This window comes from Kitasatospora sp. NPDC024654, assembly GCF_055559155.1.
Window position 1 is genome coordinate 1 of record NZ_JBVHLF010000025.1, and the last position, 13,911, is coordinate 13,911.

A 13,911-nucleotide genomic window follows, 5' to 3' on the forward strand; every position below is an offset into this window, starting at 1 on the left:
AGCCTTACAGCGCCGATGGTACTGCAGGGGGGACCCTGTGGGAGAGTAGGACGCCGCCGAACGATTTTTCAGAGAAGCCCCTTCCGGGAGACCGGGAGGGGCTTCTCGCATTTCCGGACCCGGACGGACGGGCCCAATATGATCGGGGGCATGGCAGCTCCCAAGAACCGTCCCGAGGCCAAGCCGCCGCGCATCGAGCCCTTCGGCTCGTCCACCGACCCTTTCGTGCTGGAGACCTCGCACGAGGTCGCCGGGATGTACCTGGCCCCGCCGGAGCGGGTGCTGGCGCTGCGTCTGGACGGCGAAACCCTGCTCCGCCCGAAGCTCCGCGAGGCGTTGCGGGAGCGGCAGGCGGATCCGCTCCTGCCGACCGTCCAGCAGCTGCTGGACGGTCTCGGCAGCACGACCGAGCACGTGCTCGGGACGCTGCACCGCCGCCGGCGCGGAGTGGAGTTCCGACGCTTCCTGTCGCAGCTGGACGGCGAGCTGCCGGAGGGCGGTCAGGTCCACCTCATCTGCGACAACTACTTCACGCACAAGTCCCCGACGGTGGTGAACTGGCTGCGGGCCCACCCTCGGGTCACCATGCACTTCGCGCCCACCGAGGCGGCCTGGCTCGCGTGCGTCGAGCGCTGGTTCGCGTACCAGGCGGCGCGGGAGGCCTTCCACGGCGACAAGTTCACCGCGGTCGGGCTGGTCCAGGGCATCACCGCCTGGCAGCAGGAGAACGCCGAGCCCGCGGCGGACGAGGCCGAGACCGGCCGCGCGCACGTCTGGATCAAGCCGGGCTACTGAGCAGCACGGCTACCGAGCAGCGGGGCAGGTCCCGTCGGACCGGCTACAGCCGGCCGGCGGCCTTCAGCGCCAGGTAGGCGTCGGCCAGCGCCGGCGGTAGGGCGGCCGGTGGGGCGTCCAGAACGGTGGCGCCGAGCCGGGTCAGCCGCTCCGCCACGGCGCGGCGTTCGGCCCGGGTCCGCTCGGCGGCCGCGGCGCCGTAGACGGCCTGCGGGGTGCCGCGGCCGGTGGCCAGCACGTCCAGCCGCGGGTCGGCGGCGGCGGCGATCACCACCTCGTGCCGCTCGGTGAGCCGGGGGAGCAGCGGCAGCAGCCCGTCCTCGACGGGCCCGGCGTCCAGGCCGGTCAGCAGGACGATCAGCGAGCGGTGCGGGGCCAGCCGCAGGGCGGCCGTGGTCAGCGCCCGTAGGTCGGTCTCGACCAGGGCCGGCTGCAGCCCGGCCATCGCGTTGGTGAAGGCCGGTAGCACCTCGCCGGCCGAGCGCCCGAGCACCGCACCGCGCCGGCGCAGGTCGTGGGCGAGCAGGTCGACCCGGTCGCCGGCCTTGGTGGCCAGCGCGGCCAGCAGCAGGGCGGCGTCGAGCGCGGCGTCCAGGCGGGGGGCGTCGCCGACCCGGCCGGCCGAGGTGCGGCCGGTGTCCAGGACGATCAGGATGTGCCGGTCCCGTTCGGGCCGCCAGGTGCGGACCGCGACGGTGTTGCGGCGGGCGCTGGCCCGCCAGTCGATCGAGCGGACGTCGTCGCCCGGCAGGTACTCGCGCAGGCTGTCGAACTCGGTGCCCTGGCCCCGGGTCAACACCGAGGTGCGGCCGTCCAGTTCACGCAGCCGGGCGAGTCGCGAGGGCAGGTGCTTGCGACTGGTGAAGGGCGGCAGCGCACGCAGCGTCCACGGCAGGTGGTGCGAGCCCTGACGGCCCGCCAGGCCGAGCGGGCCGAGCGAACGGATCGTCACCCGCTGGGCGTGGTGGTCGCCGCGGCGGGTCGGCGCGAGCGGTGTGCTGACCCGCCGCCGCTCGCCGGCCGGGATCCGCAGGCTGTGCCGACCGGCGGTCAGTTCCGTCCCGGGGCGGAAGCTGGACGGCGGCCAGGCGTCCCGCAGCCGGGCCCGAAGGGTGCGGCGGGACGGGTTGCTGACGGTCAGTACGACCTCGGCCGGCTCGCCGAGCCGGACCGAGCCGTCGCCCTCGCGGGTCAGCACCAGGCCGCGGACCGGCGCGGCGAGCGCCAGGTCGACCAGGACCGCGACGAGCAGCGGCAGGGTGACCACCGCGATGCCCGTCCAGGAGGGCAGCAGGAGGCCCACCACCAACGCGCCGGCGGCGGCGAGCAGGGCGGTCCGGCCGGTGAGGGCCATCGGGGGCTCCTAGAACTGGTGATCAGCGGGGGACGGGGGTCTGCGCCAGCACGGCCTGGATGACGGCGTCGGCGGTGACGCCCTCCATCTCCGCCTCGGCGCGCAGCTGGACGCGGTGCCGCAGGGTGGGCAGCGCGAGTGCCTTCACGTCGTCCGGCGTCACGTAGTCCCGGCCGGACAGCCAGGCCCAGGCGCGCGCGGTGCCGAGCAGTGCGGTGGCGCCGCGCGGGGAGACCCCGATCGAGAGCGAGGGCGACTGCCGGGTGGCCCGGCAGAGGTCGACGATGTAGGCGAGCACCTCGGGCGAGACGGTCAGCTCGGCGATCTGCGCGCGGGCGGCGGCCAGATCGGCCGGTCCGGCCACCGCGCGGACCCCCGCGGCGGCCAGGTCGCGCGGGTCGAAGCCGGCCGCGTGCCGGCTGAGCACCTGGAACTCCTGCTCCCGGTCGGGCAGCGGCAGCACCAGCTTGAGCAGGAAGCGGTCCAGCTGGGCCTCGGGCAGCGGGTAGGTGCCCTCGTACTCCAGGGGGTTCTGGGTCGCGGCGACCAGGAACGGGACGGGCAGCGCGCGCGGCTCGCCGTCCACCGTGACCTGGCGCTCCTCCATCGCCTCCAGCAGGGCGGACTGCGTCTTCGGAGGGGTCCGGTTGATCTCGTCCGCGAGCAGCAGGTTGGTGAAGACCGGGCCGGGTTGGAAGGAGAACTCGGCGGTGCGGGCGTCGTAGACCAGCGAGCCGGTGACGTCGCCGGGCATCAGGTCGGGAGTGAACTGGATCCGCTTGGTCTCCAGGCTCAGTGCCGCCGAGAGGGTCCGGACCAGCAGGGTCTTGGCGACGCCGGGGACCCCCTCCAACAGGACGTGCCCGCCGCAGAGCAGGGCCACGACCAGGCCGGTGACGGCGGCGTCCTGGCCGACCACGGCCTTGCCGATCTCGGCCCGTAGCGCGGTCAGCGCCTGCCGGGGATCGGCGGGCGCCGCGGCGCTGCCGGCGGGCGTTGCGGGAGCGGAGAGCTCGGTCACGGCTGTCGTACCTGCCTTTCCAGGGCATCGAGGTCGTCGGCGAGCCGCAGCAGCGCGGCGTCGTCGGTGGGTGGCGCGCCGTACAGCAGGGCCTGTGGGGCGCCGGGTCCGGGCCGGTCGGGGAGCCGGTCGGCGAGCGCGGCGAGCAGGGCCGTGGCCTCCGGTTCGCCGGCGGTCAGCGGGACGGCGAGGACGGCGGCGAGCCGGTGCCGGGTGGCCCGGCGCAGCGCGTCGGCGGCCCGGCCGCGAGCCTTGGCGCGCTGGTAGAGCCGGGCTCGGCCCTCGGTGGTCTCGGTGGCCCGGACCACCACCGGCAGCTCCTCGCTGACCACCGGCCCGAGCCGGCGGCCCCGCCAGAGCGCGGCCAGCACGGCGGCCACGGCCAGCTGGAGCGCGGCCCAGGACCAGCCGGCCGGGATCAGCTCGGTGAAGCTCTTGGACTGGTCCGGGGCGGCCGGCAGCGCGTCGTAGTCGGGCGCGTACCAGGTGAGGTGGGGCTGGGAGCCGAGCAGCCCGAGGGCGAGCGCGGCGTTGCCGTCCTGGGCCAGGCTCTGGTTGGTCAGGAAGCGGCCGGAGCCGACCACGATCACCTGGGTGCCGGCCTGGTTGGTGGTGCTGACCAGCGCCGGGTGGCCGTCGCGGGGGTAGCAGGCGCTGGCGCCGCCGCCGAAGGTGTAGAGCAGGCCACCGAGCTCGGCGCTGCCGGCCACCTCGGCCTCCGGCAGTGTGCAGTCCGGCGGGGTGCTGGCGGAGGCGATGCTCAGCGGCTGGTCGGCGGTTCCGGCGGTGCGCAGGTCGGGGGCGAGCACGGCGAGGGTGGCGTCGCCGGGGGAGACCAGGACCAGCCGGCGGTGGCCGGCCGCCATCAGGTCGAGTAGCTGGTCGGGGCTGAGCAGGTCGGGCAGCGGGACCAGCACGGTGTCCGAGCCGGTGCCGCCGCCGAGTTGGGCGGCGGTGGTCGCGGTGTCCACGGTGACGCCCTGGTGGCGCAGGAGTTGGGCGGTGGCCCGGGCACCGTCGGGGTCGGCGGAGCGCGGGTCCAGCGCGGGGTAGCTGGGGCCGCTGGTCAGGCCGCCGATGAGCAGGCCGGCGAGCAGCAGGAGCACGGCGGCGAGCAGGAACCAGCGGACTCGGCGCCAGAGTTGACGGAGCGTCGGGGAGAGCGCAGTGGTGGGTGCGGTGGCGGTGGTCATCCGCGGCCTGCCAGCGTGGCTCGAGTCCGGGTCAACTGTCGGTCGAGGTCGGCGAGTTGTTGATAGGCGGCGCGGTCGGCGGTCCGGGTGCCGTACGCGATGGAGTCGAACAGCCGGGCGGCGTCCTGGAGTTCGGCGGCGTGCTCGGGTAGCGTCCGGCCCGCCTCGGCGGCCGCCTCGTCCGCGGTGCGGCCGGGACGCGGGTCGAGCAGGGTGCGCTCCTCCAGGGCACGGACCAGCGCGCGCATCTGCTCGCGGACGGCCTCCGGCCACTCCTCGGCCGCCGCGTGCCGGCCGGCGGCCGCGCGGTGCTGCTCGGCGGTGCGCGGACCGGTGGTCGCGAAGAGCGCGGCGGTGCCGCCGGCGGTGCGGCCGGGCCGGCCCAGCCGCCACCACAGCGCGGCGCCGATCACCACGGCGACCAGCAGGAAGAGCACGATCCCGGTGGTGCCGTCGGTGGCGGAGGAGTCGAGCCGCCCGAGCAGGCCGTCCAGCTGGTCCCAGAGCCAGTTCGAGATCCGTTGCAGCAGGCTGGGGTCGTGCCGGTGGTACTCCGGGTTGAGCAGCTCGCTGCGGGCGGCCTCGCGGGCGGCGTCGCGCGGCACCTGCACCGGAGCGCCGTCCGCGAGCGCCGCGAGTATCCCGTCCCCCCTGATCGGCATCGGCCTCAGATCCCGGCGGGGGGCGCGGGCTGCCCGGCCCAGCCGGTGCCGCCGTACTCGGGCAGACCGGCGGCGCGGGCCAGTTCGAGGTCGAGCGCCTCGCGGCGGATCCGCTGGTCGACGTAGAGCAGCACGTTGACGGCGGCCTGGATCGGGAACGTCACCGTCCCGCCGATCACCGCGCCGATCCCGATGATCACCAGGAAGCCGAGCGGCAGGCCCTGGCCCGGGTCGGCGCCGAAGGTGGTGAAGGCCGAGGAGTTCAGCACGGCGGCCGCGATGGTGAACGGCAGGCCGATGATGCCGGCCAGCACCTGGGTGATCACCAGGCCGAGCAGGCTGATGCCGAGGATCCGCCACCACGAGCCGCGCACCAGCCGGCGCGAACGGCCCAGGGCGGCCCGGACGCCCTGCTTCTCGAGCATCAGCGCGGGAGCGGCCAGGCTGAGCCTGACCGCCATCCAGAGCCCGGCCAGCAGGCCGGCCAGCGCGCAGGGCAGCCCGACACCCAGGCTGAGCGCGGTCGGGCTCTTGACCACCAGCAGCACGATCAGCGGGACGAACCCGCCGAGCACGATCCCGCCGATGATCAGCCCGAGCAGCACGGTGAGGCCGAGCAGGCGCGCCAGCTGCGGGCGGGCGGCCCGCCAGGCGATGGCGAGCGAGACCGGCTCGCCGAGGACGGCCTTGCTGACCACCATGGTGAGCAGCGCGGTCAGCACCAGCACGGCGACCACGCCGAACAGCGCGCCGCTCACGGTGGTCAGGGCGTTCGCCGGCCCGGTCGGCTCCCACCACTGGAGCAGGGTCTGGACCGTCTGCTCCAGCACCGCGACCACCAGTGAGATGCCGAGGACGGTCCTCCAGTGCCGGCGGACGGTGGAGATCGCGCCGTCCAGGATCTCGCCGACGCCGAGCGGGCGCAGCGGGATGATGCCGGGCTTCGGGCTCGGCGGGGCTCCCCAGGTCGGCTGCCCCCAGCCGGGCTGCGGGCCCCAGACCGGCTGCGGACCCCAGGCCGGCTGCGGGCCCCGGCCGGACCGCGCGGGCGGCGGGACCGGGGCGGTGGCGTACGGTGCGCCGTACGTCGCGTCGTGCGGCGGCGGCGCGGTCGGGCCGGGGATCGTGCTGTCCGACGGACCGTCCGGCGCCGGGGCCGCCGGCGGGGCGTCCTCGGGATCGGATCCGGACGAGCTGGGCGGGACCCAGCCCGGGGTGTCGGTCATCACTGCTCCTCGGCGCGGGGCTGTCGCCCCGGGATGATGGGGTGGCGCACTTGGTGCCGCCCATCGTGCCATGGTGGCGACAGGCGCCCCAGCGGCGCCGGGTTGCTGATCGACAACGGCGTCGGCAGGCCCACTGAAGTGGGGAGTTTGGGTGGATATGGATGGTCTCGACCCGGAGGGCGGACGGAAATTGGCACGGGTGTGCGGCAGGTCACAATCCGGTAATGAGAGGATGGGCGCATGAAAGGTCGCGTCCTCGTCGTCGATGACGACTCCGCACTCGCCGAGATGCTCGGCATCGTGCTGCGTGGTGAGGGTTTTGAGCCGTATTTCGTCGCGGACGGGGACAAGGCACTGGCCGCGTTCCGCGAGACCAAGCCGGACCTGGTGCTGCTCGACCTGATGCTGCCCGGGCGCGACGGCATCGACGTCGCCCGGCAGATCCGGGCGGAGTCCGGCGTCCCGATCGTCATGCTGACCGCGAAGACCGACACGGTCGACGTCGTGGTCGGCCTGGAGTCGGGCGCCGACGACTACGTGGTCAAGCCGTTCAAGCCCAAGGAACTGGTGGCCCGGGTGCGCGCCCGGTTGCGCCGCGCCGAGGAGCCCACCCCCGAGCAGCTGACCATCGGCGATCTGGTGATCGACGTGGCCGGGCACTCGGTCAAGCGGGACGGCCGGGGCATCCCGCTCACCCCGCTCGAGTTCGACCTGCTGGTCGCGCTGGCCCGCAAGCCCTGGCAGGTGTTCACCCGCGAGGTGCTGCTGGAGCAGGTCTGGGGCTACCGGCACGCGGCGGACACCCGGCTGGTGAACGTGCACGTGCAGCGCCTCCGGTCGAAGATCGAGAAGGACCCGGAGCGCCCCGAGATCGTGGTCACGGTGCGCGGTGTCGGCTACAAGGCCGGGCCCAGCTGACGTGACGGATCAGGTACACCCCTCCCCGACCGGCCCGGCGGCCGGCGGGGAGGATCGCGCCGGCACCCGCGGCGCGCGCACCGGCCCGGCCTCGGCCCTCGGGCTGCTGGGACGCCAGCTCCGCCGCCTGGTCCACCGCGCGGCGGCGCTGTACCGCCGGTCCATCCAGCTGCGCGTGGTCGCCGCGACGCTGCTGCTGTCGGTCGCGCTGGTCGTGGTGCTCGGCGTGGTCGTGATGGCGCAGGTCCGCACCGGTCTGCTCGCCACCAAGGAGCACGCCGCGCAGGGGCAGGCCTTCGGCGGCTTCACCACCGCGCAGAAGCAGAGCGACCAGCTCGCCAACCTGCCGGCCGGAGTCGGCGGAACCACCACCGGCCCGAGCCCCAGCGAGACCGGCACCTGGCTGTCCGACCAGGTCGCCAGCCTCGCCAGCGGTGGGCAGGGCGTCTACTCGGTGATCGGCATGGTGGTGCCCGGTGACCAGAGCGCCGGCAGCGCGGGCCCGCTGAGCGTCCGGGTGACCGGTGACGTCACGGTGGACAGCATCTCCCCGGAGCTGCAGGCGGACGTCCGCAAGGACCCGAGCGTCCCGCACGAGCAGACCACCACCATCCACCGCAAGACCAGTTCGGGGCAGAACACCTCGGAGCCCGGTCTGGTGATCGGCAAGCAGCTGCGCGGCCCGGACAACACCGACTACCAGCTCTACTTCGCCTTCTCCTTCGCCCAGGAGGACAAGACCCTGGGCCTGGTGACCGGGACGGTCGCCACCGCCGGCGTCTTCATCGTGGTGTTGCTGGGCTGCATCGCCTGGCTGGTGGTCCGCCAGGTGGTCACGCCGGTGCGGATGGCCGCCGGGATCGCCGAGCGGCTCGCCGACGGGCACCTGGAAGAGCGGATGAAGGTCACCGGGACGGATGACATCGCCCGGCTGGGTGAGTCCTTCAACCGGATGGCGGGTGCGCTGCAGGCCCAGATCCGCCAGCTGGAGGAGCTCTCCCGGGTGCAGCGGCGGTTCGTCTCGGACGTGTCGCACGAGCTGCGCACCCCGCTGACCACCGTGCGGATGGCGGCGGACCTGATCTACGACAGCCGCGAGGACCTCGATCCGATGGCGGCCCGCTCGGCCGAGCTGCTGCAGGGCCAGCTGGACCGGTTCGAGTCGCTGCTCGCCGACCTGCTGGAGATCAGCCGGTTCGACGCCGGCGCGGCGATCCTGGACGCCGAGCCGGTCGACCTGCGCGACATCGTGGGCCGGGTGGTCGAGGCGGCCGACCCGCTGGCCCGGCTGAAGGGCAGCGCGGTGATCCTGCGCGGCGCCGAGGAGCCGGTGGTGGCCGAGGTGGATCCGCGCCGGATCGAGCGGATCCTGCGCAACCTGGTGGTCAACGCGCTGGAGCACGGTGAGGGCCGGGACGTGGTGATCCGGCTCGGTTCGGCCGGCGGCGCGGTGGCGGTCGGCGTCCGCGACTACGGGATCGGGCTCAAGCCCGGCGAGGCGTCCCGGGTGTTCCACCGGTTCTGGCGGGCCGACCCGTCCCGGGTGCGGACCACCGGCGGCACCGGCCTGGGCCTGTCGATCGCGGTCGAGGACGCCCACCTGCACGGCGGCTGGTTGCAGGCCTGGGGCGAACCCGGCGGCGGCTCGCACTTCCGGCTCACCCTGCCGCGCACCCGTGGCGGGGACATCGGCCGGGCGCCGTTCCGGCTGGAGCCCGAGGACTCCCGGCACAACCGCGGGCTGCGCTCCCAGGGCACCCCGTACCGGCGCGCGGTGCAGCCGGCCGGGGCGACCGCGCTGACCGCCAGCGGCGAGTCCACGGTGATCCCGGAAACCCCGGGTGGCGTCGGCGGCGGACTCGGGCCGGGGCTCGGTGGGGTGCTCAGCATCGGGCCCGGGCTCGGGCCCAAGCGGCTGCCGCAGGCGCCCGTGGTGGATCCCTCCGACGTCCGCGCGGCGGCGGCGGGGTACGGTGCCACCGGCGCGCAGGTGGTGGTCGACTGCGGCCAGCCGCGCCCCACGGGCGGTGAGGAGTCGGCCGGCGGGGAACCCCCGGCGGCGGGGACGGACGACGACCGGACGAGCCCGGAGGGGACGCGCAGTGCGGAGCAGCAGGACTGAGCCCGGCGGCCGGCGCCGGGGCCGCCCCGGTCGCCGCACGGCCGGGGCGGCCTGGACCGTGCTGACCGTGCTGCTCGCGGCCGGGTGCGCGACGATGCCGGACAGTGGCGACCCGGAGCGGGTGGATCCGCCGCAGGGCGCCGGGGCCGACCAGGGCGTGCAGGTCCGGGTGATCCCGGTGCCGCCGCGCGAGGGCCAGTCGGCGCGCGAGGTGCTGCAGAACTTCCTGGACGCCTCCATAGCCGACGAGCACGACTACAACACCGCCAAGATGTACCTGACCCCGGCGGCGGCCAAGGGCTGGCACCCGGACAGCGGGGCGGTGGTGCTGCACGACACCAACCCCGGTGCGCCCGTCGTCGACCCGGCCTACGGCAGCGACGACGACAGCCACGTCGTGATAGCCGTCAAGTCCCAGGAGACCGGCCTGCTGGACGCCGGGCACTCCTACACGGCGGTCCAGAACACGCCCTACGAGGCCGACTTCGAGCTGGTCAACGTGGCCAAGGACGGCAAGGACGCGTCGAGCAAGGCGCAGTGGCGGATCGCCACGCTGCCGGACGGGCTGATCCTCAACCAGACCAACTTCCGCAACGCGTACCAGCAGTCGGACCGCTACTTCTTCACCAATCCCCAGCCGGGTGGGAGCGACCAGCCGACGGTGCTGGTGCCGGACCCGATCTACCTGCGCCGCCGGGTGGACCCGGTCTCGGCGGCGGCCGCCGCGCTGGCCCAGGGGCCCTCCGACTGGCTCGCCCCCGCGGTCCGGACCGCCTTCGGCGGCACCTCGCTGGTCGGGGCGGTCAACTCGGACGACCCGCGCAACCCGCGGGTCCAGTTCAACGGCGTCGACTTCGAGAAGAACGCCCACCAGTGCCAGCAGATGGCGGCCCAGCTCTACTTCACGCTGCTCAGCGTGGCCGGCGCCGGCTCCATCGACCGGGTCACGTTGACCGCGCCGCACGGTGGTTGTGACCTGACGTCGAGCCAGGCGAAGACCTCGCCGTACGCGCCGGCCAGCCTGGCCGGCGGGCCGCCCGGGGGCGCCGGCGACGGGCAGGCGTACTTCCGTCGGCCGGAGACCGGGCAGTTGATGCGGACCACCGGGCCGGACTCGGCCGCGCCGGTCAGCGGGGTGCTCGGCGCCGCCGACCTGCCGGCCCCGCTGTCGCCCAGCGGCGGCCACCCGGTCGGTCCGTACGCGGTCCGCCGGGACGGCCGGGTCGCGGCCGTGGTCAGCGACGACGGCAAGTCGCTCTACGAGGTCGGGCTGGACGACGGCGACAACAAGCTCGGCAACGCGCTGGCCACCAGTCAGGCGCCGCGCTCGGACGAGGGGTTCACCTCGCCGAGCTGGGACGGCTTCGGCGGCCTCTGGGTGGTCGACCGCAACCCGTCGGCGCCGCGGATCCTGCTGATCCGCGGGCAGAGCCAGCTGACCGTCGCGGCCGACCTGCCGACCGGCAAAACGGTGGACGGCATCCGGCTCTCCTCGGACGGCACCCGGATCGCCCTGCTGCTCAAGGACCCGGCCAGCGGCACCCGGAGCCTGTGGGTCGGCGTGGTGGTGCAGGGCGGCACCGCCGCGGCGCCGACCGCGACGATCACCGGGGTGCGGCCGATCGCGCCGCAGCTCTCCGACGTCAGCTCGGTCGCCTGGGCCGACTCCGACCTGCTGCTGGCGCTCGGCAGGGAGAGCGACAGCACCCAGCAGCTGCTCTACCTGGCCACCGACGGCTCGCCCGAGGTGGACTCCGGGCTGCAGGCGGTGGACGGGATGACCGTGGTGGCCGCCTCGGAGTACCGCGCGGACCCGGTGCTGGCGGACTCCAACAACCGCACCGTCTACTCGCTCGTCGGCAGCACCTCGGCGCTGGTCGGCAGCGCCCAGTGGCAGTGGAAGGCGTACGGGACGGACGGCGTGCAGCCGTCCTACCCGGGCTAGCCTCCGGCCCGGCCGGCCCGGTCGGCGGCGGTGGCGGCGACCGTCGCGGCGGCCAACGGGGGCGCCCCGGCCGCGCCGAGCGCCCGGGCCGCCTCGGCCAGCGTGGCGCCGGTGGTGACCAGGTCGTCCACCAGGACCGGGCGCAGGCCGGCCAGCCGGGAGCGCAGCCGGGGCGGGACGGTCAGTGCGCCGTGCAGGTTGCGCCGCCGCTCGGCCGCGCCCAGCCCGGACTGGTCGGCGATCCGGCGGGTCGGGCGCAGCACCGGGGCGACCCGGCAGGGCAGCCCGGTCCGGCCCAGCTCGCGGGCGGCGGCCCGGGCCAGGCGCAGCGTGGCGTCGTGGCCGCGGGCCCGGACGGCGCGGCGGGTTGAGGGCATCGGGACCAGCAGCAGCGGCCCGGGCAGGTCCGCGCCGGCGGCCGGGGTGACGGCCGAGCGCACCGCCCGGGCCAGCACCGCGCCGAGCGGGCCGGCCAGTGGCAGCGCTCCCCTCTCCTTGTGGGCCAGCAACAGGCGGCGGACCGGATCCTCGTACCAGCCGGCGGAGTGCGGCACGGGCAGGCCGGGCGGGACCGGCCGGGGGCCCAGCGGGCGGCCGCGCAGCGTTCCCAGCAGGTGGCGGCAGTCGGCGCAGAGCTGGCCACCGGAGGCCCCGCAGCCGGCGCAGTCGGTGGGCAGCAGGAGGTCGAGCACGGCCAGCAGCGGGGTGGTCAGCGCGGCGATGGGACACCTCCCGGGCGGCTCGTGGCGGGCCCGCAGGCCCCGGCGGTCTGCTCAGGGTGGGCCGTCTGGGCGGAGTTGTCCAGATATTTACCTTCACTTCACTCGATCGAGGGTAGACAGGGGTGAACAGCCGCCCGGCTCGCACCCCCTCCGCCTAGGGTCCGGAGGCGAAACGCCCGGTCGGGGTGTCTGATGAGGCTCCGAGGGGTTTCAACCGTCCCCGGTGGGGAGGAAGGTGGGTACAGGGCTCGGTGCGCATCGCCGGCTCGGCGGCGCGCGTGGGCCCGCGGCAGATTGGCTGGTCAGGCTGGGTCCAGCCCGGTCCGGTAGCGATCGGACCGGCGTCAGCACGAAGGATCGGAGTTCTGCGTGGACATCGTCGTCAAGGGCCGCAAGACCGAGGTGCCCAGGAGGTTCCGCGAGCACGTGGCCGAGAAGCTGGAGAAGGTCCAGAAGTTCGACGGCAAGGTGATCAGCCTCGACGTCGAGGTGTCCAAGGAACACAACCCGCGCCAGGCCGACCGGTCCGAGCGGGTGGAGATCACCCTCCGCACCCGCGGTCCGGTGATCCGGGCCGAGGCCGCCGCCGCGGATCCCTACGCGGCGCTCGATCTGGCCGCGGCCAAGCTGGAGGCGCAGCTGCGCAAGTCCGCCGACCGGCGCCGGGTCCACCACGGGGCCCGTAGCACGCCGCTCAGCGTCGCCGAGGCGACCGCCCAGATCGCGGCGATGCCCGGCACGGCGAGCGCGGAGGAGCTGACCCCCCCGCCGACCCGCAAGATGATCGGGTCGCTGGAGGTGGAGGGCGAGGGACCGTTGGTGGTCCGGGAGAAGACGCACGCCGCCGCGCCGATGTCGCTCGACCAGGCGCTCTTCGAGATGGAGCTGGTCGGCCACGACTTCTACCTGTTCGAGGAGAAGGACAGCGGCCTCGCCAGCGTCGTCTACCGGCGGCACGGCTACGACTACGGGGTGATCCACCTCAAGACCGACGGCCTCACTCCGAACGGCGAGATCGGCGGCGCCGGCGGCGCGATCAACGCGCCGGGCGACCGCTGACGGCGCACACCCATATCACCACCCCGGCGGCCGGCCGTGAACCGGCCGCCGGACGTCATTCCCGATGGACGTACGGCGGGTGGCGCGCCGATCAGTGGGTGAGGCGGGTCCCGGATGCCGTGGAATGATGTGCCCCACAGCGTCGGCAGTGGGGAGGGGCGGATGGGGGAGCGGTTCGACGGCGGTGAGGGCGGGGTCCCGGAGCCCGACTACACGCCGCGCGGCGGAGAGCCGATTCGAGTGCTGGTGGTGGACGACCACGCGCTCTTCCGGCGGGGGCTGGAGATCGTGCTCGCCGAGGAGCAGGACATCCGGGTCGTCGGTGAGGCCGGGGACGGCGCCGAGGCGGTGCTCAAGGCGGCCGACCTGCTGCCGGACATCATCCTGATGGATGTCCGGATGCCGCGTCGCAGCGGCATCGAGGCCTGCACCTCGATCAAGGAGGTGGCGCCCAGCACCAAGATCATCATGCTGACGATAAGCGACGAGGAGGCCGACCTCTACGAGGCGATCAAGGCCGGGGCCACCGGCTACCTGCTCAAGGAGATCTCCACGGACGAGGTGGCCACCGCGATCCGAGCGGTGGCCGACGGGCAGTCGCAGATCAGCCCGTCGATGGCGGCCAAGCTGCTCACCGAGTTCAAGTCGATGATCCAGCGGCGTTCGGACGACCGGGAGTTGGTGCCCGCGCCCCGGCTGACCGACCGCGAGCTGGAGGTTCTCAAGCTGGTCGCCACCGGGATGAACAACCGGGAGATCGCCAAGGAGCTGTTCATCAGCGAGAACACGGTGAAGAACCACGTGCGCAACATCCTGGAGAAGCTGCAACTGCACTCCCGGATGGAGGCGGTGGTGTACGCGATGCGGGAGAAGATCCTCGAAATAGGGTGACGG

Annotated in this window: 12 protein-coding genes; 6 read left to right on the forward strand and 6 right to left on the reverse strand. The window is 74.4% G+C overall.

What is annotated here, in order from left to right; genetic code table 11:
* Positions 1-150 precede the first annotated feature (150 nt).
* Positions 151-795, forward strand: coding sequence for a transposase (locus ACZ38L_RS17025; RefSeq protein WP_465693899.1), 645 nt, complete (start codon positions 151-153; stop codon positions 793-795).
* A 43-nt stretch (positions 796-838) separates the two neighbouring features.
* On the opposite strand, the gene ACZ38L_RS17030 is transcribed toward ACZ38L_RS17025, so the two are convergent.
* Genes ACZ38L_RS17030 through ACZ38L_RS17050 form a run of 5 tightly spaced genes read right to left on the reverse strand, consistent with a single transcriptional unit; the run spans position 839 to position 6,251 of the window.
* Positions 839-2,149 (reverse strand): DUF58 domain-containing protein, encoded by a 1,311-nt coding sequence (locus ACZ38L_RS17030; protein ID WP_465693903.1) that lies wholly within the window; start codon positions 2,147-2,149, stop codon positions 839-841.
* Between the two features lie 22 nt (positions 2,150-2,171).
* Positions 2,172-3,170 (reverse strand): AAA family ATPase, encoded by a 999-nt coding sequence (locus ACZ38L_RS17035; RefSeq protein ID WP_465693907.1) that lies wholly within the window; start codon positions 3,168-3,170, stop codon positions 2,172-2,174.
* The gene (locus ACZ38L_RS17040) at positions 3,167-4,363 is read right to left on the reverse strand and encodes a DUF4350 domain-containing protein (protein ID WP_465693911.1); all 1,197 of its coding nucleotides are present in this window, start codon (positions 4,361-4,363) and stop codon (positions 3,167-3,169) included. The genes ACZ38L_RS17035 and ACZ38L_RS17040 overlap by 4 nt, the downstream gene beginning before the upstream one ends.
* Positions 4,360-5,025, reverse strand: coding sequence for a DUF4129 domain-containing protein (locus ACZ38L_RS17045; RefSeq protein ID WP_465693915.1), 666 nt, complete (start codon positions 5,023-5,025; stop codon positions 4,360-4,362). The genes ACZ38L_RS17040 and ACZ38L_RS17045 overlap by 4 nt, the downstream gene beginning before the upstream one ends.
* Before the next feature lie 5 nt (positions 5,026-5,030).
* Positions 5,031-6,251, reverse strand: coding sequence for a DUF7847 domain-containing protein (locus tag ACZ38L_RS17050; protein WP_465693919.1), 1,221 nt, complete (start codon positions 6,249-6,251; stop codon positions 5,031-5,033).
* 240 nt (positions 6,252-6,491) lie between these two features.
* Between ACZ38L_RS17050 and mtrA the strand changes: the two genes are divergently transcribed.
* Genes mtrA through ACZ38L_RS17065 form a run of 3 tightly spaced genes read left to right on the forward strand, consistent with a single transcriptional unit; the run spans position 6,492 to position 11,236 of the window.
* Positions 6,492-7,169, forward strand: coding sequence for an MtrAB system response regulator MtrA (gene mtrA, locus ACZ38L_RS17055; protein ID WP_396563765.1), 678 nt, complete (start codon positions 6,492-6,494; stop codon positions 7,167-7,169).
* 1 nt (position 7,170) lies between these two features.
* Positions 7,171-9,291: an MtrAB system histidine kinase MtrB gene (gene mtrB / locus ACZ38L_RS17060; RefSeq protein WP_465693925.1), complete on the forward strand. Its 2,121-nt coding sequence runs from the start codon at positions 7,171-7,173 to the stop codon at positions 9,289-9,291.
* The gene (locus ACZ38L_RS17065; RefSeq protein ID WP_465693929.1) at positions 9,272-11,236 is read left to right on the forward strand and encodes an LpqB family beta-propeller domain-containing protein; all 1,965 of its coding nucleotides are present in this window, start codon (positions 9,272-9,274) and stop codon (positions 11,234-11,236) included. The genes mtrB and ACZ38L_RS17065 overlap by 20 nt, the downstream gene beginning before the upstream one ends.
* On the opposite strand, the gene ACZ38L_RS17070 is transcribed toward ACZ38L_RS17065, so the two are convergent.
* The gene (locus tag ACZ38L_RS17070; protein WP_465693933.1) at positions 11,233-11,928 is read right to left on the reverse strand and encodes a ComF family protein; all 696 of its coding nucleotides are present in this window, start codon (positions 11,926-11,928) and stop codon (positions 11,233-11,235) included. The two genes, ACZ38L_RS17065 and ACZ38L_RS17070, sit on opposite strands and share 4 nt — an antisense overlap.
* Before the next feature lie 399 nt (positions 11,929-12,327).
* Between ACZ38L_RS17070 and hpf the strand changes: the two genes are divergently transcribed.
* The gene (hpf, locus tag ACZ38L_RS17075) at positions 12,328-13,017 is read left to right on the forward strand and encodes a ribosome hibernation-promoting factor, HPF/YfiA family (protein WP_465693937.1); all 690 of its coding nucleotides are present in this window, start codon (positions 12,328-12,330) and stop codon (positions 13,015-13,017) included.
* Positions 13,018-13,179: 162 nt separating this feature from the next.
* Complete coding sequence (locus tag ACZ38L_RS17080) at positions 13,180-13,908, forward strand: response regulator (protein ID WP_465693942.1); 729 nt, start codon at positions 13,180-13,182, stop codon at positions 13,906-13,908.
* Positions 13,909-13,911 lie beyond the last annotated feature (3 nt).

What these genes read in the sequence shown, in the direction of transcription:
- ACZ38L_RS17025 (WP_465693899.1), top strand. Translation starts at nt 151, where the DNA reads ATGGCAGCTCCCAAGAACCGTCCCGAGGCCAAGCCGCCGCGCATCGAG.
- ACZ38L_RS17030 (WP_465693903.1), bottom strand. Translation starts at nt 2,149, where the DNA reads ATGGCCCTCACCGGCCGGACCGCCCTGCTCGCCGCCGCCGGCGCGTTG.
- ACZ38L_RS17040 (WP_465693911.1), bottom strand. Translation starts at nt 4,363, where the DNA reads ATGACCACCGCCACCGCACCCACCACTGCGCTCTCCCCGACGCTCCGT.
- ACZ38L_RS17045 (WP_465693915.1), bottom strand. Translation starts at nt 5,025, where the DNA reads ATGCCGATCAGGGGGGACGGGATACTCGCGGCGCTCGCGGACGGCGCT.
- ACZ38L_RS17050 (WP_465693919.1), bottom strand. Translation starts at nt 6,251, where the DNA reads ATGACCGACACCCCGGGCTGGGTCCCGCCCAGCTCGTCCGGATCCGAT.
- mtrA (WP_396563765.1), top strand. Translation starts at nt 6,492, where the DNA reads ATGAAAGGTCGCGTCCTCGTCGTCGATGACGACTCCGCACTCGCCGAG.
- ACZ38L_RS17080 (WP_465693942.1), top strand. Translation starts at nt 13,180, where the DNA reads ATGGGGGAGCGGTTCGACGGCGGTGAGGGCGGGGTCCCGGAGCCCGAC.